At 57.3% G+C, this 19,503-nt stretch carries 17 protein-coding genes; 10 read left to right on the top strand and 7 right to left on the bottom strand.

Going from position 1 to position 19,503, the window contains the following annotated elements; all coding sequences use genetic code 11:
• Positions 1–230 precede the first annotated feature (230 nt).
• Positions 231–527 carry an HU family DNA-binding protein gene (locus tag RBB76_RS09860; RefSeq protein ID WP_158792936.1) on the bottom strand — a complete coding sequence of 99 codons (297 nt, stop codon included), beginning with the start codon at positions 525–527 and terminating at the stop codon, positions 231–233.
• Positions 528–1,104: 577 nt separating this feature from the next.
• Here RBB76_RS09860 and RBB76_RS09855 point away from each other — a divergent pair.
• From RBB76_RS09855 to RBB76_RS09840, 4 genes are all read left to right on the top strand, one after another.
• Complete coding sequence (locus RBB76_RS09855) at positions 1,105–2,157, top strand: LLM class flavin-dependent oxidoreductase (RefSeq protein ID WP_429631958.1); 1,053 nt, start codon at positions 1,105–1,107, stop codon at positions 2,155–2,157.
• A 437-nt stretch (positions 2,158–2,594) separates the two neighbouring features.
• Entirely contained in the window at positions 2,595–4,886 is a 2,292-nt protein-coding gene (locus RBB76_RS09850) for a patatin-like phospholipase family protein (RefSeq protein WP_429631956.1), read from the top strand.
• 93 nt (positions 4,887–4,979) lie between these two features.
• Positions 4,980–5,888, top strand: coding sequence for a sugar phosphate isomerase/epimerase family protein (locus RBB76_RS09845; protein WP_429631954.1), 909 nt, complete (start codon positions 4,980–4,982; stop codon positions 5,886–5,888).
• Positions 5,889–6,027: 139 nt separating this feature from the next.
• Positions 6,028–6,219, top strand: a complete 192-nt coding sequence (locus tag RBB76_RS09840) for a hypothetical protein (RefSeq protein WP_429631952.1) — start codon at positions 6,028–6,030, stop codon at positions 6,217–6,219.
• A gap of 6 nt (positions 6,220–6,225) precedes the next feature.
• Here RBB76_RS09840 and RBB76_RS09835 read toward each other — a convergent pair whose 3' ends face one another.
• The 3 genes from RBB76_RS09835 to RBB76_RS09825 all read right to left on the bottom strand — a co-directional run bounded on the left by RBB76_RS09835 (position 6,226) and on the right by RBB76_RS09825 (position 8,523).
• A complete protein-coding gene (locus RBB76_RS09835) occupies positions 6,226–6,669 on the bottom strand; it encodes a rhodanese-like domain-containing protein (protein ID WP_429631951.1) in 444 nt (147 codons plus the stop codon).
• 33 nt (positions 6,670–6,702) lie between these two features.
• On the bottom strand, positions 6,703–7,641 hold the full coding sequence (locus RBB76_RS09830; RefSeq protein ID WP_429631949.1) for an oxidoreductase: 939 nt from the start codon (positions 7,639–7,641) through the stop codon (positions 6,703–6,705).
• Between the two features lie 189 nt (positions 7,642–7,830).
• Positions 7,831–8,523, bottom strand: coding sequence for a DUF2461 domain-containing protein (locus tag RBB76_RS09825; protein ID WP_429631947.1), 693 nt, complete (start codon positions 8,521–8,523; stop codon positions 7,831–7,833).
• Positions 8,524–8,895: 372 nt separating this feature from the next.
• Here RBB76_RS09825 and mnmE point away from each other — a divergent pair, with 372 nt between their 5' ends.
• The 3 genes from mnmE to RBB76_RS09810 all read left to right on the top strand — a co-directional run bounded on the left by mnmE (position 8,896) and on the right by RBB76_RS09810 (position 12,628).
• Entirely contained in the window at positions 8,896–10,284 is a 1,389-nt protein-coding gene (gene mnmE, locus RBB76_RS09820) for a tRNA uridine-5-carboxymethylaminomethyl(34) synthesis GTPase MnmE (RefSeq protein WP_429631945.1), read from the top strand.
• 184 nt (positions 10,285–10,468) lie between these two features.
• Positions 10,469–11,647, top strand: a complete 1,179-nt coding sequence (locus RBB76_RS09815; RefSeq protein WP_429631944.1) for a tyrosine-type recombinase/integrase — start codon at positions 10,469–10,471, stop codon at positions 11,645–11,647.
• Between the two features lie 42 nt (positions 11,648–11,689).
• Positions 11,690–12,628 carry a hypothetical protein gene (locus tag RBB76_RS09810; protein WP_429631942.1) on the top strand — a complete coding sequence of 313 codons (939 nt, stop codon included), beginning with the start codon at positions 11,690–11,692 and terminating at the stop codon, positions 12,626–12,628.
• 131 nt (positions 12,629–12,759) lie between these two features.
• Here RBB76_RS09810 and RBB76_RS09805 read toward each other — a convergent pair whose 3' ends face one another.
• Entirely contained in the window at positions 12,760–14,076 is a 1,317-nt protein-coding gene (locus RBB76_RS09805; protein ID WP_429631940.1) for a lactonase family protein, read from the bottom strand.
• A gap of 101 nt (positions 14,077–14,177) precedes the next feature.
• On the opposite strand from RBB76_RS09805, the gene RBB76_RS09800 reads away from it, so the two are divergent.
• Positions 14,178–16,166 carry a glycoside hydrolase family 3 protein gene (locus RBB76_RS09800; protein WP_429631938.1) on the top strand — a complete coding sequence of 663 codons (1,989 nt, stop codon included), beginning with the start codon at positions 14,178–14,180 and terminating at the stop codon, positions 16,164–16,166.
• 174 nt (positions 16,167–16,340) lie between these two features.
• On the opposite strand, the gene RBB76_RS09795 is transcribed toward RBB76_RS09800, so the two are convergent.
• Both RBB76_RS09795 and RBB76_RS09790 read right to left on the bottom strand, forming a co-directional pair.
• The gene (locus RBB76_RS09795; RefSeq protein ID WP_429631936.1) at positions 16,341–17,261 is read right to left on the bottom strand and encodes a haloalkane dehalogenase; all 921 of its coding nucleotides are present in this window, start codon (positions 17,259–17,261) and stop codon (positions 16,341–16,343) included.
• A gap of 136 nt (positions 17,262–17,397) precedes the next feature.
• Positions 17,398–17,994 carry a TetR family transcriptional regulator C-terminal domain-containing protein gene (locus tag RBB76_RS09790; RefSeq protein ID WP_429631934.1) on the bottom strand — a complete coding sequence of 199 codons (597 nt, stop codon included), beginning with the start codon at positions 17,992–17,994 and terminating at the stop codon, positions 17,398–17,400.
• Between the two features lie 123 nt (positions 17,995–18,117).
• Here RBB76_RS09790 and RBB76_RS09785 point away from each other — a divergent pair, with 123 nt between their 5' ends.
• Positions 18,118–18,591, top strand: a complete 474-nt coding sequence (locus RBB76_RS09785; protein ID WP_433963490.1) for an IS110 family transposase — start codon at positions 18,118–18,120, stop codon at positions 18,589–18,591.
• A complete protein-coding gene (locus RBB76_RS09780; protein ID WP_433963543.1) occupies positions 18,588–19,202 on the top strand; it encodes a transposase in 615 nt (204 codons plus the stop codon). The genes RBB76_RS09785 and RBB76_RS09780 overlap by 4 nt, the downstream gene beginning before the upstream one ends.
• Positions 19,203–19,503 lie beyond the last annotated feature (301 nt).

Here is a 19,503-nt window from a genome sequence, read left to right as displayed (position 1 = left end):
AAGGCGCCGAAGGCGCGTCAGCCTCGATGGCAGATCGCGCCGTGCGCGCAGCACGCAGTTGTCTCTGCTGCTAAATAAAAAACCCGCCACGCCAACGATACAAATCGTGGACACAGCGGGTTGGTCTCGTTACACGCATCAGCAACCAGACTCTGAGGCGCATCAATCGGGGAGGGCCTTTCGCATGCGACAGGTTCGCGCCGATCGGCGCCATCAGCGTCGCAGTCGAACTACTTCTTCACCGGTGCGATCGTGTCCTTTGCAACCTTGGCCACGCGGAACTTCACCACGGTCTTGGCCTTGATCTTGATGGTCTCACCCGTCTGCGGGTTGCGGCCAAGACGCGCCTTACGCTCTGCCTTTACCAGCTTGCCGATACCAGGAATGGTGAACTCGCCATTCTTCTTGGTCTCTTTCACTGCGGTCTCTGCCAGCAGTTCCAGAAAACCAGCGGTCTGCTTGTTGGTGAGTTCGAGCTTTTCCGCCAGGTGGCGAACCAGCGCTGTCTTTGTCATTCCCTTTGCCATGTATTGCTCCTTCTTGCTTTCGAAATAGAATCTCAGGTCTGTTCCCTTGACCGCATAAAAGTTTCGTAATGTGCATCCAGTTTGGCAATGCGAAATCACCAGTGTTCATGCGGGTCCGGAGAACGGTACCGCAATTCACCTTCAGCCTTTCCGCGCACTTTGTCAACTCCATTTCTTTGGTTTCCACAGGTTTTTTCCGGTTTTTCTCGGTTTTGTTCGAAAACAGGTACATTTTTCTCATAAATTCCGTGAAAATTCAGGTTTTAGGCGCAAACATCTCTGCTATCCATCCCCCGCCACAAGGGAACCGAACAGTCAGAAAAAGTGTTTTTCGCTAGCATTCCTCGTAGACGACGCCTTCTTCATCTCAACGAAAAACCTCGTCATCTCGACCAAAGCTGTTTCACAGTTTCATCGTGAACAGCGCAGTGGAGAGACCCCCGCATTTCGTCTTTGCCGTTGTATCTGTGTTTGTCCTCTTGTCGTTTCGTTTTCGTGAAAGATCCGGCCGTCAGAATCAAATCTCCTCTCTTCGCATCAACCTCTAAGAGACAATCAATCAAAGAGGAATAAAAAGATGCAGATCGGCATAGACAGCTTCGCCGCGTTGGTACCAGACCCCATCACCGGCCACATTGTCACCGCGCAGCAGCGCATCGCCCATCTGCTCGAAGAGATCAGACTCGCCGACGAAGTAGGCCTCGATCAGTTCGGCCTCGGCGAACATCACCGCACCGAATATCTCGACTCCGCTCCCGCCGTCATCCTCGCCGCCGCGGCATCGATTACAAAAAAAATCCGCCTCACCAGCGCCGTCACTGTCCTCAGCGCAGCCGACCCCGTCCGCGTCTTCCAGGAGTTCGCAACGCTCGACCTCATCTCCGGCGGCCGCGCCGAAATCGTTGCAGGCCGCGGCTCTTTCATCGAATCCTTCCCTCTCTTCGGCCTTAAACTCGAAGACTACGACGACCTCTTCGCAGAAAAACTCGATCTCCTCCTAACCCTTCGCGAGAAAAACAACGTTCACTGGTCGGGCAAACATCGCGCAGCGCTCACAGGCCAGGGAGTCTTCCCACGCCCGCTGCAAAACCCGCTCCCCGTCTGGCTTGGCGTAGGCGGCACACCGGAGTCCTTCGTCCGCGCCGGAGTCCTCGGACTTCCCCTCATGGTCGCCATCATCGGCGGCGAACCCCATCGCTTCCGTCCCCTCATCGACCTCTATCGCGAAGCAGGCAAGCGCTCCGGCCACTCTCCCGAGACGCTCAAAGTCGGCATCCACGCTCTCGGCTACGTCGCAGACACCGACCAGCAGGCCTCAGACGACTTCTTCCCCGGCTACGCCGAAGCCTTCACGAAAATAGGCAAGGAACGAGGCTGGCCCCCGGTCACTCGCAATCAATTCGAAGCGCTTCGCCGCCCCACCGGCGCGCTCATGGTAAGCGATCCCGAAACCGTAGCATCAAAACTCCTGAAGATGAACGAAGCTCTAGGCGGCATCTCGCGGATCAGCTTCCAGATGAGCGTAGCCGCCCTGAACCACGACAAACTTCTCCACGCCATCGAACTCCTCGGCACAAAGGTAGCCCCGATCATCCGCAACGCTCTCCCAATACCAGTCGCGACAAAATAAATCGAACACACTCGCTTCTGCCCTGACACGAGTCGAATCGTCGTTGCCGTTGCCGTTGCCGTTGCCGTTGCCGTTGCCGTTGCCGTTGCCGTTGCCGTTGCCGTTGTCGTTGTCGTTGCCGTTGTCGTTGCCGTTGCCGTTGCCGCTGTCGTTGCTTGTTCCTTTGTTTGTCATCCCGTAGGGATCTGCTGTTGCCTTTGTTTTAGCTGTTGCCTTTTGTCTCTCTTGTTTGTAATCCCCGCAGGGGATCAGCAGTTACACTTCTCCGCATCCCAAAAAAGCAGACACACACCCCAATCAATGAAAAGATGAGATGCTGATCGCACGCCACAGCGCCTCAAGCCCGCGGCCATCAGCAATAAGATCGTTCAAAGGGCCACTGCAAAACTCTTTCCGTCCGGAACCGCCAGGTGCTGTCGATGTTGGAGGAATTTGGTATGTCGCTGCAGCGAAGAACCAACCACACTCTGCTCCTCTGTCTCGCGTTTCTCATCGCACGCATCGCGCAGAGCCAAACCACGCCGCCCTCCGAACCAACTCCCACCACAGCAGTCCCGGCAAAGGTCCCGCCTGCCCTGCAGAGTCGCGACACCAACACCACCAAACGTCCCCGCATAGCGCTCGTCCTCGAAGGCGGCGGAGCCCTCGGCTTCGCCCACATCGGCGTCATCGACTATCTCGAGCAGCACCACATCCCCATAGACCTCGTTGTCGGCACCAGCATGGGCGGCCTCGTCGGCGGCCTCTACGCCTCAGGCCGCTCCCCCGACGAGATCCGCACCCTGGTCCAGAACATCGACTGGGACGTGGCCATCGGAGGCCGCACCCCATACAGCGATCTCAGCTACCGCCGCAAACAGGACCGTCAGGACTTCCCCAACCGCCTCGACTTCGGCCTAAAGCACGGCCTATCCTTCCCCGAAGGCCTCAACTCCGGACAAGAGGTAGGCCTTATCCTCGACCGCGCCACCCTCCCCGACTACGCCCTCACCAGCTTCAACGACCTCCCCATTCCCTTCCGCTGCGTCGCCACCAACATGAACACCGGCCGCGCCTTCGTCTTCGATCACGGCTCCCTCGGCCAGGCCATGCGCGCCACCATGTCCATCCCCGGCGTCTTCGTCCCCGTCGTCATCGACGGCCAGACTTTCACCGACGGCGGCTCCGTCGACAACCTCCCCGTCGACGTCGCCCGCGCCAACGGCGCCGACATCGTCATCGCCAGCTACCTCGACACCGGCCAGACCACCACCCAGCGCGCCGGCTCCTTTCTCTCCATCACCGGCAACACCATCAGCATCATGATCGCCGCCAACGAACTCCACAGCCTCGAAAACGCCGATGTCCTCATCCGCTCCGACCTCAAGGGTTTCACCAGCTCCATGTTCTCCGACTCCGCCATCATCGCTCCCAAAGGCCTCGAAGGAGCCCGCCAAAAAGCCGCGCTCCTCGAGCGTTTCAGCATCCCCGATGCCGAATGGGCCGACTACATCGAACAACGAAACTCCCGCCGCAAAACCACCGTCCCAAACCCGCAGTTCCTCGCCGTCACCGGAGCCGACCCCAACACCAACGCCGAGATCGAACGTCGCCTCAAACCCCAGGTCGTCGACAAACCCATCGACCCCAAGTTCCTCGACCTTCAGATGACCCGCTTCGTCGGCAACGGCACCCTCAACGCCGCCGGCTACTCCATCGTCCAGCGTGACGGAGTCCCCGGCCTCGCCATCACTGCCTACCCCAAGTCCTACGGCCCACCCTTCCTCGACCTCGGCATCGACATCGACGGCTCCGACACCCGCGACGTCCTCTTCGGCATGGCCGCCCGCGTCACCTTCACCAATCTCGGCGGCTACCGTGCCGAGTGGCGCAACGACGCCTTCTTCGGCTACAGCTACGGTCTCAAAAGCGAGTACTACAAACCCTTCTCCGCGCAGAGCCGATTCTTCTACGCACCCCGCGCCTACGCCACCAGCACCCGCTTCGACTTCTACAACGAGGGCAGCCGCACCTCCCAGTATCAAATCAATCAGCGCGGCTTCGGCTTCGACGGTGGCTACACCTGGCCGCGCGGCGCCGAAGTCCGCCTCGGTCAGGACGAGTACTGGTACTCCGTCGTCAAGCGCATCGACTTCGACAATCTCTCCATCCCTCCGCAGCAGCAAAGCGTCACCTCTCTCCGCTACAACTATCTCGGTGCCGACAACGCCGTCCTTCCCTTCCGCGGCCTCAACACCTCCTTCAGCGTCGAACGCCACGAGCGCTCCAAAGGCAACGACCCCTTCACCCTCGCCCAGGGCTCCGTCGAAGCCTTCTTCCCCATCGGCGTCAAAAACGCCATCTTCATCACCGCCTCCGGTGGAACCAGCTTCGGCGCACCGCCCGAGGTGACCGACCTGCAAGGCTTCCCCCTCGGCGGCCCATTTCATCTCGGCTCTTACGGCAAAAACGAACTCCTCGGCAACCAGTTCTGGCTCTTCCAGGGCGGCTACGAGCGCAGGCTCCTCAAGTTCAACCCACTCATCGGCGAAGGCCTCTACGTCATGGGCTTCATGGAAGGCGGCAAAGTCTACGAGAACCTCAACGCCGCCGACACTCTCCTCTCCGAGGCATGGGATGGCAGCTTTGCCGTTGTCGCCCGCACCGCAATCGGCCCCATCTACATCGGCGGTGCCGCCGGCGACAACGACCATCGCAAATGGTGGTTCGGCCTCGGCCACGTCTTCTAACGCTATGCCCCCGCTATTCCCTTGACACCACTTCGCAGACGCGACGTAGACTGGCTGCAATCTCAATCCGCCACAAACGAGATCAGGAGAACTATGAATTCGTCACGTCGTCTGTTCCTGCAACAGTCCGCCGCCGTTGGCCTCGCCGCCGCATTTCCCTTCCGGTCAGCATTTGCAAAAACCAATCTCCCCATCGGCGTACAGCTCTACACCGTGCAGGACGAACTACGAAAAGACGCCCCCGCGACCCTCGCAGCGCTGGCTAAAATCGGCTACCGCGAGGTCGAATCCTTCCCCATTCAGGAGATCCCACCCGCACAGCTCCGCAAGATGCTCGACGACGCCGGCCTCAAATGCCCCAGCGCCCATCTCTTCTTCGGCCTCGCCGACACCGGTCAGCTCCTCGAACAGGCCAATACCCTCGGCGCCCACTACGCCGTCAGCTCCGTCCTTCTCCACACCACGCTTCCAGGCTTCAACGCCGAAAAGATGCGCGACACCATCAAGGCCTTCACCCTCGACGACTTCAAAAAGGTCGCCGCAAAAGCCAACGAGATCGGCGCGCAAGCGAAAAAGGCCGGTCTCCAATATGCCTATCACAATCACAACTTCGAGTTCCGCGACTACGGCGGCCACACCGGCTACGAGATTCTCCTCAGCGAAACCGATCCCGCACTCGTAAAGTTCGAGCTCGACTGCGGCTGGATGGTCACCTCCGGCCACAATCCCATCGACTACTTCACCAAATATCCCGGCCGCTATCCCCTCATGCATGCGAAGGACTTCCCCGCCGACACTCCAGTCACCACCAACCTCGGCGTCGATCCCAAACATCCGCCCACCGAAGTCGGACGCGGCCACATCGACTTCAAGCCCATCATCGCGGCAGCGGAGAAGTCAGGCCTCCAGCACATCTTCGTCGAGCAGGATCCGCCCATCGCCGGCATGACCTCAATCGAAGCCGTTCGCATCAGCTACCAGACTCTCCGCCCTCTCGTATAACCGACGGCAACGCACAGCAGCAATACACAACCAAGCGGGATCGAAGGAGAAAAAGATCGGCGTCGCTCCCTCATCCCGCAGCCAAACTTTGCATCCTACAACGTAGAAAGCCATACGAAGTCAGCAAAGGGAGAAACACATGGCAACCGAGGAACTGGCAGAAACTCGCGGCGCATCAATGAACAGGTTGGTCTTGTTTGCAACGATCGCCTCCGGAATCATCGCAGCCTATCTCATGTACAAACGTGGCGAATCCATTGGAACCATCGCGAAAAACACAATCACCAACCCCATCGGTTCCTTGGTGACCGAAGTAAAAAACAAAGTGTGAGGCTGTCTAGGTTGCCGTATCCAGATGAAAGGACTCCGTGTATTCCTCTACCGGATATCCCTTCTCTTTCCACGCCGGCAGTCCACCCTTCAGCAGCTTCACACGCGTAAACTGCAACGCCCGCGCCTTCCCCAGCACCATCTCGAACGTCGCATCGTCGCCGCCCGTGCAATAGATCACCGAGTTCTGATCGCGAGAAAAATGAGCCGTCTGATCGGCGATATCCTTCGGCGCGATCCTGATCGCTCCTGGAATGATCTCCGGGTGCGCCAGAAAATCCAGCGGCTGACGAACGTCATAGAGCAGAACCTGTTTCGCCTTCAGCTGCGTATACAGCGCTTCAGGCTCAATCGTCTTCGCCCTCACCTCGCGCTTTGCGAGCAGTCGTCGCACAATCAGCCCCATCACCAAAACCAAAACTACCGTGCCAACAATCACAATCGCGCTCATGGAAATTAGATGTACGCCATCAACAGCCAGTTGTCACGCGGTCACCAGCATGGTGTCTGACAAGCGAACACCAGTTATCTCCTCCGCCGCATCCCACAACCGCCGCGCCGCTTCTCCATCTCGCGCCGGCTTCGGCAACGCAATCAACACCGGATCACCCTTCAGATGAAAGAAGTCCTCCGGCGCATAGTAACTCCCTTGCGCGGCGTTCTTATCCGTAGCCGCCTGCAGCGTAGGCAGCGCTCCATGTGCCGCATCATGCGACATAAACGGTGTCAGAAAACTCTCGACAGCATTCATCTCTCTTCCTGGCCCGCTCGTCTGCAGATTCGTCCGCGCAAACCCGGGATGAGCCGCATTGCTCAATACCCTCTTCCCCGCGGCCTCACTGCGCCGCCCAAGCTCGGTCATCAGCATCAGGTCTGCCAGCTTCGACTGGCAATAAGCCTTCCACGGCTTGTACCCCTGCTTCCACTGCATATCCTCAAACCGAATCCGCTTCAACCCCATATCTGCCGCACCGCTCGACACTGTAGTCACACGCGGAGCATTCGATTTCAGTAACGCCGGCATCAGCAGCAGCGTCAGTGCAAACGGACCCATGAAGTTCGTTCCCATCTGCATCTCGAACCCATCTTCGGTCTCCTGCCGCACTGGAATCCGCATCACACCGGCGTTATTCACCAACAGGTCCAGCTTTCCGCCACCCGCCACTCGCTTCGCAAACTCTCGCACAGACCGCAGACTCGCAAGATCCAACTGTTCGTACCGCACCTTCGCCTGCGGAACCTCACGCCGCACCCGCTCCACCGCCTCCTGTCCCTTCGTCGCGGTACGCGCGGTCATCACAACCTCGCCACCGGCTCGCGCCAACTCCAGCGCCGTATGCCAGCCAATCCCACTGTTCGCGCCCGTAACCACAGCAATGCGACCTTTCTGGGGGGGAATATCCGCTACCGTCCACTTCGCCATGTCATGCCCATCCTTTCAACAATCTCTATCCAGGTCATATGAGTAACTACTCACTCATTTAGATTCACAAAAACGAACTCCTACCCGACCAACGGGAGGACCAAAGCCGATCACCAATCGAGAAAAGGTACACGCGTCACGAAGTGACCGCCCCACGCGCAGTGGGCCCGTCCGGCAGGACAGAGTCTTTCAAAAAAGAGGCTTTCGAGGTTTCGCAATCAAAGGAGTATTCAAAAGCCTGATCAAAGGAGCCGCCACCTTGAACCGCTCCACCACATCCTTCAGCAACCCCGGCGAAGTAGCCCGCTCCACCGGCAAAGTAGCCGACAACCCCCACTGCTTGCCCATAATCAAATCGATCGCCGGATCATCCGCAGCAAACCCCTTAGGCGGCCGAGTCAACGAAAGCGTATCCGTCTCCTGCATCAGCGACCGCAGCTTCTTCCCCGCCATGATCTTGCGAAACTCCAGATGATGATCCACCAGGTATCGCCGAATCGCCAGCAACTGCTCCCTCTCCGGCATATAAACCCCAGCCGCGATCAGCACCTCCGTCGAACTCACCTGCAGATAAAACCCACCCCCCGAGGTCTTCTGCAGCCCGTCCCGCGCCCACCACGCCGAGACATGATGCTTGTAAGGCCGCTTGTCCTTGCTGAATCGTATGTCCCGATAGATCCGCATCAAAATCTTGTTCGCAGGCCGCAGATGTTCCGGCGAAAACTCCGCCATCGCCTCGTTCACCTCACCGATCAGCTTCAGCATCGGCTCCTTCAACTGCTTCTCGTAAACGTCCTTCCGATCTCCAAACCACTCGCGGTCGTTGTTCTTCTTCAACCCCCGCAAAAACTTCAAAGCTTCATTCGAAAACTGCGTCGCCATCCTTCAATCGTACCTGCCAACTCGCACCCGACGTAAAGCACACGCTTCGCTCCCATCTCGAAACGCATTTAGCTTTGTTCCTAAGTAACTGTCATTTTCGACCGAAGCTGCTCACGGTCTCATCGTGAGCAGCGCAGTGGAGAAACCCGCTTCTTTGCCGCCGCAACCTGCACCCGAAAATAAAGTCGAAAAAGCTGGCGTATTTCTAGTGCGCGAAAAAGACGATGTTTAAACACCACGTTTACCACGCAATTCACCACGATCACACCATCAAAACACCACGTTCTGAACACGACTTTTCGCAAAAACCCCCGCAAAACACCACAACCCACCACGCCAATTTTTTTCTCCCGCTAACATGGAAAAATCCAGGTGAGCGACTCCCACTCCAAATCCGACCCCATCTTCGAAGACACCATCGTTGCCATCTCCACGCCCCCCGGCCGCGGCGGAATCGGCATCGTCCGCCTCTCCGGGCCCGCAGCCCGCGCCATCGCCGAACCCCTTCTCAAACTCCGCCATCCCCTCGCCCCATCCCAGGCCCGCTTCGCCGAAATTCTTGATTTGACGAGCGAAAATCCCACCCTGACCCTAGATGAAGCGGTAGTCACCTACTTCCAATCCCCCCACTCCTACACCTCTGAAGACATCGTAGAGATCGCCGCCCACGGCTCCCCCGTCCTCCTCGATCACCTCCTCCGCCAGTGCGTAGCCAGCGGCGCCCGCCTCGCAGAACCCGGCGAATTCACTCAACGCGCCTTCCTCTCCGGCCGCCTCGACCTCACCCAGGCCGAAGCAGTCCGAGACCTCATCGAATCCACCACGCTCCATCAGGCACGCATCGCCGCCCAACAACTCGGAGGCTCTCTCTCCCGCCACATAACCCCAATAAAACAACAACTTATAAGCCTCATCGCAGCGCTCGAAGCCGGTATTGATTTTGCCGAAGACGACATCGATACCCTCCCAAGCTCCGAAATCAGCGCTCAAATCGCAGCGATCCAAGCTCCCCTCATCGCACTCGAGAAGTCCTTTTCCTACGGCCACATCGTCCGCGACGGCTTCACCATGGCCATAGTAGGCCGCCCTAACGTTGGTAAATCCTCTCTTTTCAACCGTCTCATCCAACGCGACCGCGCTATCGTCACTGCGACACCCGGCACAACTCGCGACTTGGTCACCGAACGGCTATCGCTGGAAGGCATCCCCGTTGAACTCATCGACACCGCTGGTCTTCGCGAAGCGACCGACGAAGCCGAATCAATGGGCATCACGAAGACCCGTGAAGCTATGTCAGAAGCCGATGTCGTGCTGCTCGTTTTGGACGCCTCTGCGCCGCACGAAGACGACAATGCCACGATAGCCGCTCTTTCCGGTCGCCCCTTCCTCATTGTTATCAACAAGCAAGATCTCGCGCATCCGGAGTCGCGAGGTCGGGAACAGTCCCTTCAAACTGTCAAAACGTCCGCTCTCACTGGATCGGGCATTCTCGAGTTGCGCCGCGCAATTCTGTCATATATCGCCAAGGAGATTCCAGACATGGAATCCGCAGTTTTGACAAACCAACGGCAACAGCGCTCAGTCTCGGACGCGACAGGAGCCCTCCATCGTGCGTATCAGGCTGCATCCGCGAACATCCCCCACGAAATGATTCTTCTTGATCTCTACGAAGGGCTCCGCGCTCTCGACGCATTCAGCGGCTCCACAACGAGCGATGACATCCTCAACTTAATCTTCGGCGAGTTCTGCATCGGCAAATAACAGCGGATCCTAGCAAAGCTCAGGGACTCCACTCAACTCGAACTATCCCCTTGTCAACAGTACTTTAGTATCCAAGCGCGTCCAGCCAAATACACGCAGAGCCGTTCCTAAAGTTGTCCACGGGAATGTACACTCGCGTCATGAAGTGTGGTTTTTCCAGTTCTGTGGACAATCCGAGGGAGCAATGCCATTAACAGAACTTCAAGTTAAAACGCTGAAGCCGCAGCAAGTTCGTTACGCGGTGAGTGACGGTCGCGGCCTTGCACTTGAGGTGATGCCGACCGGCGGCGCTTCCTGGCGGTACAGATATCAATTCAAAGGAAAGACGGAAAAGGTCTCGCTGGGGAAATATCCCCTCGTGAGTTTGAAGGCTGCCAGATCCAAACGCGACGAACTCGCGAAGGCAGTTTACGAAGGCATATCACCGGCCAAGCAAAAGCAGTTGGAGAAGTTCGCCTTGGCCAACTCCACCTCCCTCGCCGCCTTCAGCGAACGGTACTTCAAAGAAGTGATCGAGAGAGATCGAAAGGATACTAGGCAGCTTCGCCGCTATCTCGAAAAAGAGATCTACCCCGCGTTTGGATCCTGGGCACTCAGAGACGTGACAGCTCAAGATGTGCAGCGGATCGTATTCAAGAAACGCGACAATGGATTCGAAACCGCAGCCGCCCAGCTTCGCAATCTCCTAAAACGTATCTTCGATTACGCCATCGTCTGCGGAGTTGTTACTGTCAATCCTACGCACGCCACGCCCATGCGTTTTATAACGCGAGCTCGCCCCAGGACTCGCACCCTATCGCCGGACGAACTGAAGATCTACCTTCAGGTTTTGTATCGTAGTAACATCCGGCGGCAGTTCAAACTGACCCTACACATCATTCTCTTGACGTTAGTTCGCAAATCCGAGTTGCTGCACGCGCGGTGGATCAACGTGAATCTTGAAGTTGGGGAATGGGTAATACCCGAGGCACAGTCGAAAACCGGAAAGCCTCACACGGTGTATCTCTCAACCCAAGTCGGAAAGATGTTCGAGGAACTGCGGCAACTCGCCGGCGACTCCGAACTGGTACTTCCTGGCCGAGGAAGTCTAACCAAACCGTTCGCGGCGAATGCATTAAATCAGGCGATGGGAGCGATGAGTTTCCCAATCCCTCCCTTTACGATCCACGACTTGAGGCGCACAGGATCTACGCTTCTGCACGAACAGGGTTTCCCTTCAGACGTAGTAGAGAAGGCACTCAACCACACGATCGGAGGTGTGCGCGGCATATACAACAGGGCCGAGTACGCCGATCAGCGCAAGGCAATGCTCCAATCATGGGCCGACTACATATCAGCCCTCAATGACCAGCTTCACATATGAAAGGAAATAATTGATGGAGACACTAATCCCGAAGGGCCGAGCATGACTGAGAACTTAGAAAATTGGCCAACCTCGTTTACGGATACTATTCCCGTGGATGTAGACGAGGTTTCGGCGGAAGCGATGTTGCGGTCCTATCATCTCCAATTTAGCGATATACCCGATTCGTATCCTGCAATACCGCACTTCGGTGTTTTGTATCTCGGTATTCCCCGCGCAGTTTCCCTGATCGTTCGCGATTTGTTTATATTGACCCCCCACCGCTACCCGGCGAGGCCAGAAAGTGTACCAGCTGCCGAGCATACCGCACGTTTAGAAAAGATCGACGCGGGAATGGAAGCGGCGGTTGAATCGCATCTGTTGAGGGCTATAGCTAATGGCCACTTGGCCTCTGTCAAGACTAGCGGAGATATCGAAGACTTCCTTGCGCACGGAGATGGACTGGCGTCCAAACGCACGTTTATCTTTTTCAAAGACTTGGTGAATTGGCTTGCGAAGAATGGCTATGGAGAGATACTGGATTCGCCAATGACGGCCTTCGGAGAATATTTGGACTCCGAATTAGCTTTGGCGAAGGAGGTTGAAGAACTCGTTCTAAAAAGACGAAGATTGCAAGAATTCGACGACAGTGAGTTAGCTCCCTTCACCGAATATAAGGGCATCTGGTCGCTTAGGCTCGATCATGCCCTTGAGGTGGATAAGCGTCTTGAGGCCGCTAAACGCGAGATTCGGGCTCTTCAGTTGCGGATAAATCGGATGCTGGAGTCACCCACACAAAGGCGCCTACACAAAAAAGAACAAGACTCAATTCTAATCGTTCTTGCTGCACTTCTTGAGTTGAAAGGCCACAAGGAGTTGGATAAGGATTTGGTCTCAAAGATTGAACGAAAAACCGAACATATCGATAGAGGTCTCTCCACCAACACCATTCGCAGATGGCTGGGTGAGGCAATCGATCTCATCCCACGATCAGAAATATGATCTCCCCGTGCGGCAAAACGCGACGTGGAATTCATCAATGAGTGACTTGGCGATTTATCGCCAATTGCGAGAAAGGTGCCGTCAGAATGGTTAGCCCAGGGAAGGGCCAGCTCGTCTCATCCTTGGATCTCTTACAAGTAGGAAAATTTGATGCACACGGGCCGTGGAATCTCGGCTTTAGCACCAATAGGTTGTAGCCGACCAGTGTCGGAATCGACCCTGAAGGTCCGTACCTCGTTTGAGTCCTGATTGCCTACCAAGAGATACCTTCCATCCGGGCTCAGGTTGAAGCCACGCGGCGTACTTCCCAAAGTCGAAACGAGCTCGAAGGGGCTCAGCCTGCCGGTCTCGAGATCAACGCTGAAGCTGGCAATACTGTTCTCCCCACGCGTGCTGCCGTATACGAACCGCCCGCTCGGATGCACATGAACATCCGACGGCATGTTCCGCTTTCCTGAAGGAACCGCGTTGCCGGATACCGTGGGTACGGTTTGGATGAACTCCAGAGCGCCCGGCGGAGTGATGCGGTACGAACTCATAGTGGCCATCAGCTCGTTAATGACGAAGACATAAGGTCGATTCGGATGGAAGGCTGAATGTCTCGGCGCTGTACCCGGAGGAGCGTCGAAAACGCTGAGTTGTTTCAACCGGGGCCCGTTCTCCTCCAGACGATAGACGTAGATCCGATCGGCTCCTTTATCGCAAGCCAACAGATGCCTGCCCGCCGGATCGAAGTTCACGGAGTGCGCGTGCGGGCTGGCCTGAAAGATGGAGTCCAGGCCGGTTTCGTGTTCCCATCCCTTCGCGTGTTGCTGCGCGAAGACAGCCACGTCGCTGGCTGGAGATAATTGATCCTTTCCAGTAGGAAAGAGTGCGACAGACGCATCGTCGTAGAGTCTTTGCACCTCGGGGCGGCCGGCTTCCTGAACAACGCGGGTCGTAGCGTCGTAGGATCCGTGGTTGGCCACCGCCACGCAGGAGCCATCGGGAGCGACGCTGATGAAGGCGGGAAACGCCCCCATACTGGGAACTGTATCGAGTCGTTTTAGAGCCGCGGTTGTTGGGTCGACTTCAAACGCTACAACGGCTCCTCCAGCTCCCGGCTGGTGGCCGGCATCTTTGCGCTCGTCCGTCGAATACAGCTGCTTCCCGTCCGGCGAAAGGCAGATGTATCCCGCATTCAATTCCGGTGCGATGCTGCTCAGCAAGCGAAGTGATCCGTCTTCCTCGTCAAAGGAAAATACGTGTATACCGCCGCCATCTCCTCCACCGTTCGGTCCGCTCGTCCACGAGCTGACGAAGGCATAAAGACGTTTCTCGGACTTCTGTGCATGTCCAATCGCGGCTTCAATGGCGACTGCTCCACTCATTGCAATAAAGTCCCGTCTCGATACTTTGATGTTTGGCACGAGCGCTCCGGGGCGAAGGTTATAGAACGGTCTAATCATAGTGGATGACTCCAAGGAGTATGGCCGGACGGTGAGACCGCCTGGGGTATACTTCCTCGCGAACGCATAGCTTTCATCTCCAGGTTCCTGGTCGGCCCTACATGCACGCATATCGCTTCGTCCTGGCTCTCTCGGCCTTCGCGGTCACCGCAGGTGCACAAAGCACTTCGCCCACAACTCCACAACCTGCCCTTGGATACCGAACCGATGCACTGCTGACCGTCGATGGCCTCGAGTTCAAGGACATGAACCATAACGGAAAGCTGGACCCCTATGAGGACTGGCGGCTCTCCCCGGAAACCAGGGCCGCCGATCTCGTCGCTCGGATGCGGATTGAAGACGTGGCGGGCCTGATGGTGCATGGCACGCTGCCGGCGGCCGGAGATCTTGGCCGCGGCAATGCCTACGATCTCGATCGAATCCGCGGCCTGGTCGTGGAGCAACGCGTGAACAGCTTCATCACGCGACTGAGCACCGACGCCCGAACTCTGGCCGCGCAAAATAATCACGTGCAGGAGATCGCGGAGAAGAGCGCCTTCGGTGTACCCGTCACCATCTCGACCGACCCTCGAAGTCACTTCCAAGAGGTGCTCGGAGCCAGCTCTTCAGACGCCGTATTCTCACTTTGGCCCGAACCGCTCGGCTTCGCTTCTATCGGAGATCCCGCAGTCGTTCGTCAATTTGCGGATACGGTACGACAGGAGTATCTCGCGGTGGGCATACGCGAATCTCTGGCGCCCCAGGCAGACCTTGTAACCGAACCGCGGTGGGCACGCTCGAACGGCACCTTCGGATCCAATGCCAAACTCGCGAAACGCCTCGTAGAAGGCTACGTCGCAGGCATGCAGAACGGCGAAGATGGCCTCAATCACAACAGTGTCCTCACGGTGGTAAAACACTGGGCCGGATACGGCGCAGAGAAGGACGGCTGGGACGCGCATAACTTCTACGGCCGCTACGCCTCCTTCGAAGACGACCATCTCGCCTACCACCTCATCCCCTTTGAAGGTGCATTCCACGCTCACGTCGCCGCGGTGATGCCCACCTACGCCATCCTGCAGGGGGCCTCCCTCAACGGGAAGCCGCTCGAACAGGTCGGCGCAAACTTTAACACGCAGTTGATCACCGGCCTTCTGCGTGGCCACTACGCATTCAGTGGAGTCGTACTCAGCGATTGGGGCATCACCAGCGACTGCAACGAAAACTGTCAAAATGGTGTGCCCAAGGGCACCAAGCCCAGCCCCAAAGACATAGGCATGCCGTGGGGCGTTGAATCTCTCACCAAGCCGCAGCGCTTCGCAAAGGCGATCAACGCAGGTGTCGACCAGATCGGTGGTACAGAGGAAGCCGCTCTCATCGTCGAAGACATCCTGAGCGGCCTCATCTCCGAGGCTCGCGCGAGAGAGGCTGCAACCCGCATTCTCGTGCAGAAATTCCAGCTCGGCCTGTTCGAGCAGCCCTACGTAGACGAAGGTAGCGCTCAATCGGTCGTGGGCAAACCGGAGTTCGTTCAGGCAGGACAAGCCGCGCAAGCTAGCGCAGTGGTGCTGCTCAACAACGCACCCGCACCTACGACGCTCAAGCCGCTTCTCCCGCTCACCAAAACAGGGTTAAAGGTCTATCTCTACGGCGTACGGCCGGAGTCGGCAAAGGCAGCAGGTTGGCAGGTCGTGTCAGATCCGAGCCAGGCAGAGGTCGCCATCATTCGCGCACCCGCGCCCTTCCAGAGCGAACACCCGGGCTACTTCTTCGGATCAAGACAACACGAAGGCCGCCTGAACTTTCTCCCCGCCGACCCCGCCTTCGCGGAGCTGCTGAAAGCGAGCGGCACCACTCCGTGCATCTTCATCACAACGCTCGAAAGACCCCTGATCCTAACCGATGTGATGCCACACGCAACGGCGGTCCTCGGTGACTTCGGCATCGCCGACAAGCCACTGCTCGATCTCCTCAAGGGCACCACCGCTCCCTCCGGTCATCTGCCGTTCGAGCTCCCCAGCTCCGCAGAGGCCGTCGAACAACAGAAGAGCGATCTTCCAGATGACTCAGCACAACCGCTATTTCCGCGCGGCTTCGGGATGCACTTCTGAGATCTCAAACTCAAGAGATCCATGCGTTCCTCGATCAAGGGCAGATGGGATACCGGTCAATGAGTGACAACAGATTGAGAATCCGGCTTCACACGACTCACCGTCTTTCGATGAGTGCATTGGCGATTTAGCGTCAACTGAGGATACTAAGCAGCTCACTGACGAGAGCGCGTTTCAAGTTAGTTGCTTCTTGCGAAGTTGAATGGGCTTCTCTCGGCCGACACCCAAGTCAATCAGCCATTCCTTGACCTGAGAGCCGATGAGGTCGGGATGATCCTCCTGTAGATAATGAATGCCGGAGGAAAGTTGGACAAGTCTGCAGTTCGTAAGAGCCTTTGCAAAGCTGCTGCCGAATGCTGGAGAGACAAAAGAGCCCGGATCTCCCACGAAGAGCAGCTTTGGATAGGTCGATTCGGCTAGCGCGCGATGTGCTTGCTCGATGGTGGAATACACATCCGCCGGTTCCCCGGCGACGGGCAGTTCGCGCGGGAAGAGCAATGTCGGCCGTCGCGATTCTGGAGTAGGAAACGGTGCTCGGTACACGGACATCTCCTCATCCGTCAGTTTGCGGACGGTCGCCGCAGGCAGCAGCTGCTCGACGAACATATTCTTCCCGAGAATCATCTCTTCGCCCACCCCGGGCGTTCTGAATTTCTTGAAGATCTCGGCTCCTTTCGCTGGAAGATCGTCCCAGCTACGAATGGGGCGAATGAACTCCATGAATGCAAGTCCGCGGATGAATTCTGGCCTGCGGGCAGCCAAATGGAACGCAAGTGCCGTACCCCAGTCCTGCGCGATCACGAATGCTGAAGAGATGCCAGCTTGTTCAATGAAGGCGTCGAGGTATCGGACGTGATCGTAAAAGCGATACTCAATATCCGGCTTTCCTGATTGGCCGAATCCGATGAGGTCAGGCGCGATGCAATGTGCGATCGGTGCGACCATCGTAATGATCTTTCGATAGATATAAGACGAGGTTGGATTCCCATGCAGGAAAAGCACCACTGGTGCTTGCGGATCGCCTCCTTCACGGTATGCCATAGTTGAATCCAAAACATTTACTTGAGGCAAGGCGATATCGAAAGGGATGGTCATGCTGCTCCTTTTTGAAGGCTCGAACAAATCTGTTGGTTAATCGTGCGGTGGTGCGGAAGACTTCCTGGCTGACTCCAAACACGGACCGACGTCCCTTACGCATTACTTCGACTCATGAGCGCTGAAGAGCCGGCACTCAGGACAGCGTACGAACTGAAAGCACAGCCGGAAGAATAAGTCGCTTGAAGCGGTCGAGAGGCGCCGGGCTACGCTCGATTTTCATGCGGAGCATCGCCCCCTGCCACGCTTCCAACAGCGCGGCGCCAGCCTCTTCGGGGTCAATATCTGTTCGCACCTCGTTAGCCTTCTGAGCCTCCCGGATAACCTCCGCGAAGCGTCCTGACCATTCAGCGAAGATTTGACTGAGGCGCTGGCGGAGCAGTTCGCTGTGTTCCGGAGCTTCCAGCGCCATGTTCCCCGCCAAACAGCCGTAACGCCACCCGCCTGAGGCGAAGAGATCGGTAATGCGTTCAAAATACGCACCGAGACGCTCCGTTGGCTTACGGCTTTCGTCTTCCAGCGTCTGCGCCATCACACCGCGAAGCTGATCGAAGTAGTGATTCAGGACCGCCACGCCAAACTCCTCCTTCGACGCGAAATGATTGGTGAAAGAACCTTGGGCGACACCGGCCTCAGCGGTGATCTCTCGCAATCCCACGGTGCCAAAACCGCGATGATGTACGGTCTGCATTCCCGAAGCTATGATTTGGTTGCGAAATGAGGGACGTCCCATCCACCTATAATACGTCCGGACGTATTATAGGTCAAGAGATTGCGCTCCCTCACATCATTCTCGCCTGCGAGATACCTACAAATGGGATGAGCAGGTCTTTCGAAACGGAGAGAGACTATTCCCATGAAGAAGCCAGGGCAGCACCTCATCGCTGAAGTTCCACGCAGGCAAGCCAAGGTTGAGATGACGATCGGCATTGATCTTGGCGATGTCTGGAGCCATTACTGCACCCTCAACCAGGACGGAGGAGTGGTCGACCGTGGCCGCTTCAGGACCACTCCGAAGGCGATCGAGAAGTGGTTCACCGACGTGGCTCCAGCGCGGGTCGCGATGGAGGCTGGGACACACTCGATCTGGATCAGCGCACAGCTGCAGGAACTAGGACACGAAGTCATCGTGGCGAACGTCCGCGAGTTGCGGGCGATCTCGCACAGCGACCGGAAGAGCGATCAGGTCGATGCTGAGAAGCTGGCGCGTTATGCTCGGCTTGATCCGAACATCCTCCGGCCTATCGCCCACCGCACCGTCCAGCAGCAAGAGGCTCTCACTCTGGTTCGTGCGCGAGCTCTGCTGGTGCGACTGCGTACGCTGCGGTGAACGCCGTTCGTGGTCTGACGAAGTCCTGCGGCTATCGTATGCCGGCCTCCGCCACAACCTGCTTTGCTCAGCGCAGCCTCGCCGTTATGCCGCCTGGACTGGCACAGGCGCTCGGCCCGGTGCTCCAGCAGATCGCGGACATGACGCTGAAGATCAAGCAGTACGATCGGCAGATCCAGCAACTCGGCCAGACCGAGTATCCGGAGACGCAAGCTCTGCTGAAGGTTCACGGCGTCGGCCACCTCACCGCCCTGACCTTCGTGCTGACGCTCGGCAGCAAGGAACGGTTTGGGCGAAGTCGCGATGTCGGTTGCTATCTTGGCCTACGACCTCGTCGAAGTCAGTCCGGAGACCATGATCCTCAACTTGGCATCACCCATGCCTGTAACGCATACCTCCGAAGTCTGCTGATCGAGTGCTCCAACCACATCCTCCGACCGCACGGACGAGATTCTGCGCTTCGACAGTGGGGTCTGCACTTAGCTGCTCGAGGTGGCAAGCAGGCCAAGAGCAAGGCCATCGTTGCCGTCGCGCGCAAGTTGGCCGTGTTGCTTCATCACCTCTGGAGCACCCAAGAGCCGTACATGCCGTTCTACGAACAAGCAGCCTGAGAGATCAACATGTTTACCCGTTGCGACGACACCGTGTTCCGATGACTGCGAGCCGACTTCGGCCTTCGAGGCCGACCGATAAATGGCAGCATCGACTCTCCTCTCGAACCCCAACCTGCACCGAGCTTGCATCAAGACAGCTCATCCAGAGTGCGAATAGAAACACGGTGGAGAGCAACGAAACCAAGAACAATAACAAAAGCAAAAGACCTATGAAGGAAAGAGCAAAGAACGAACCTTGACACCAGTGACCTGCTCATAGAAACCTTGACACCAGTGACCTGCTCATAGAAAGTCGGCT

This window comes from Tunturiibacter psychrotolerans (assembly GCF_051013365.1).
In the GTDB taxonomy this organism is placed as follows: domain Bacteria; phylum Acidobacteriota; class Terriglobia; order Terriglobales; family Acidobacteriaceae; genus Edaphobacter; species Edaphobacter psychrotolerans_A.
The sequence above is the reverse complement of the archived record's forward strand: the minus strand, read 5'-3'. Positions and strand labels throughout refer to the sequence as shown.

Excerpts from the sequence above, each read along its gene's own strand:
- RBB76_RS09850 (WP_429631956.1), top strand. The coding sequence starts at position 2,595 with ATGTCGCTGCAGCGAAGAACCAACCACACTCTGCTCCTCTGTCTCGCG.
- RBB76_RS09800 (WP_429631938.1), top strand. The coding sequence starts at position 14,178 with ATGCACGCATATCGCTTCGTCCTGGCTCTCTCGGCCTTCGCGGTCACC.
- RBB76_RS09840 (WP_429631952.1), top strand. The coding sequence starts at position 6,028 with ATGGCAACCGAGGAACTGGCAGAAACTCGCGGCGCATCAATGAACAGG.
- RBB76_RS09795 (WP_429631936.1), bottom strand. The coding sequence starts at position 17,261 with ATGACCATCCCTTTCGATATCGCCTTGCCTCAAGTAAATGTTTTGGAT.
- RBB76_RS09790 (WP_429631934.1), bottom strand. The coding sequence starts at position 17,994 with ATGGGACGTCCCTCATTTCGCAACCAAATCATAGCTTCGGGAATGCAG.
- RBB76_RS09810 (WP_429631942.1), top strand. The coding sequence starts at position 11,690 with ATGACTGAGAACTTAGAAAATTGGCCAACCTCGTTTACGGATACTATT.
- RBB76_RS09805 (WP_429631940.1), bottom strand. The coding sequence starts at position 14,076 with ATGATTAGACCGTTCTATAACCTTCGCCCCGGAGCGCTCGTGCCAAAC.
- RBB76_RS09855 (WP_429631958.1), top strand. The coding sequence starts at position 1,105 with ATGCAGATCGGCATAGACAGCTTCGCCGCGTTGGTACCAGACCCCATC.
- RBB76_RS09835 (WP_429631951.1), bottom strand. The coding sequence starts at position 6,669 with ATGAGCGCGATTGTGATTGTTGGCACGGTAGTTTTGGTTTTGGTGATG.
- RBB76_RS09830 (WP_429631949.1), bottom strand. The coding sequence starts at position 7,641 with ATGGCGAAGTGGACGGTAGCGGATATTCCCCCCCAGAAAGGTCGCATT.
- RBB76_RS09845 (WP_429631954.1), top strand. The coding sequence starts at position 4,980 with ATGAATTCGTCACGTCGTCTGTTCCTGCAACAGTCCGCCGCCGTTGGC.
- RBB76_RS09825 (WP_429631947.1), bottom strand. The coding sequence starts at position 8,523 with ATGGCGACGCAGTTTTCGAATGAAGCTTTGAAGTTTTTGCGGGGGTTG.
- RBB76_RS09785 (WP_433963490.1), top strand. The coding sequence starts at position 18,118 with ATGAAGAAGCCAGGGCAGCACCTCATCGCTGAAGTTCCACGCAGGCAA.
- RBB76_RS09815 (WP_429631944.1), top strand. The coding sequence starts at position 10,469 with ATGCCATTAACAGAACTTCAAGTTAAAACGCTGAAGCCGCAGCAAGTT.
- RBB76_RS09860 (WP_158792936.1), bottom strand. The coding sequence starts at position 527 with ATGGCAAAGGGAATGACAAAGACAGCGCTGGTTCGCCACCTGGCGGAA.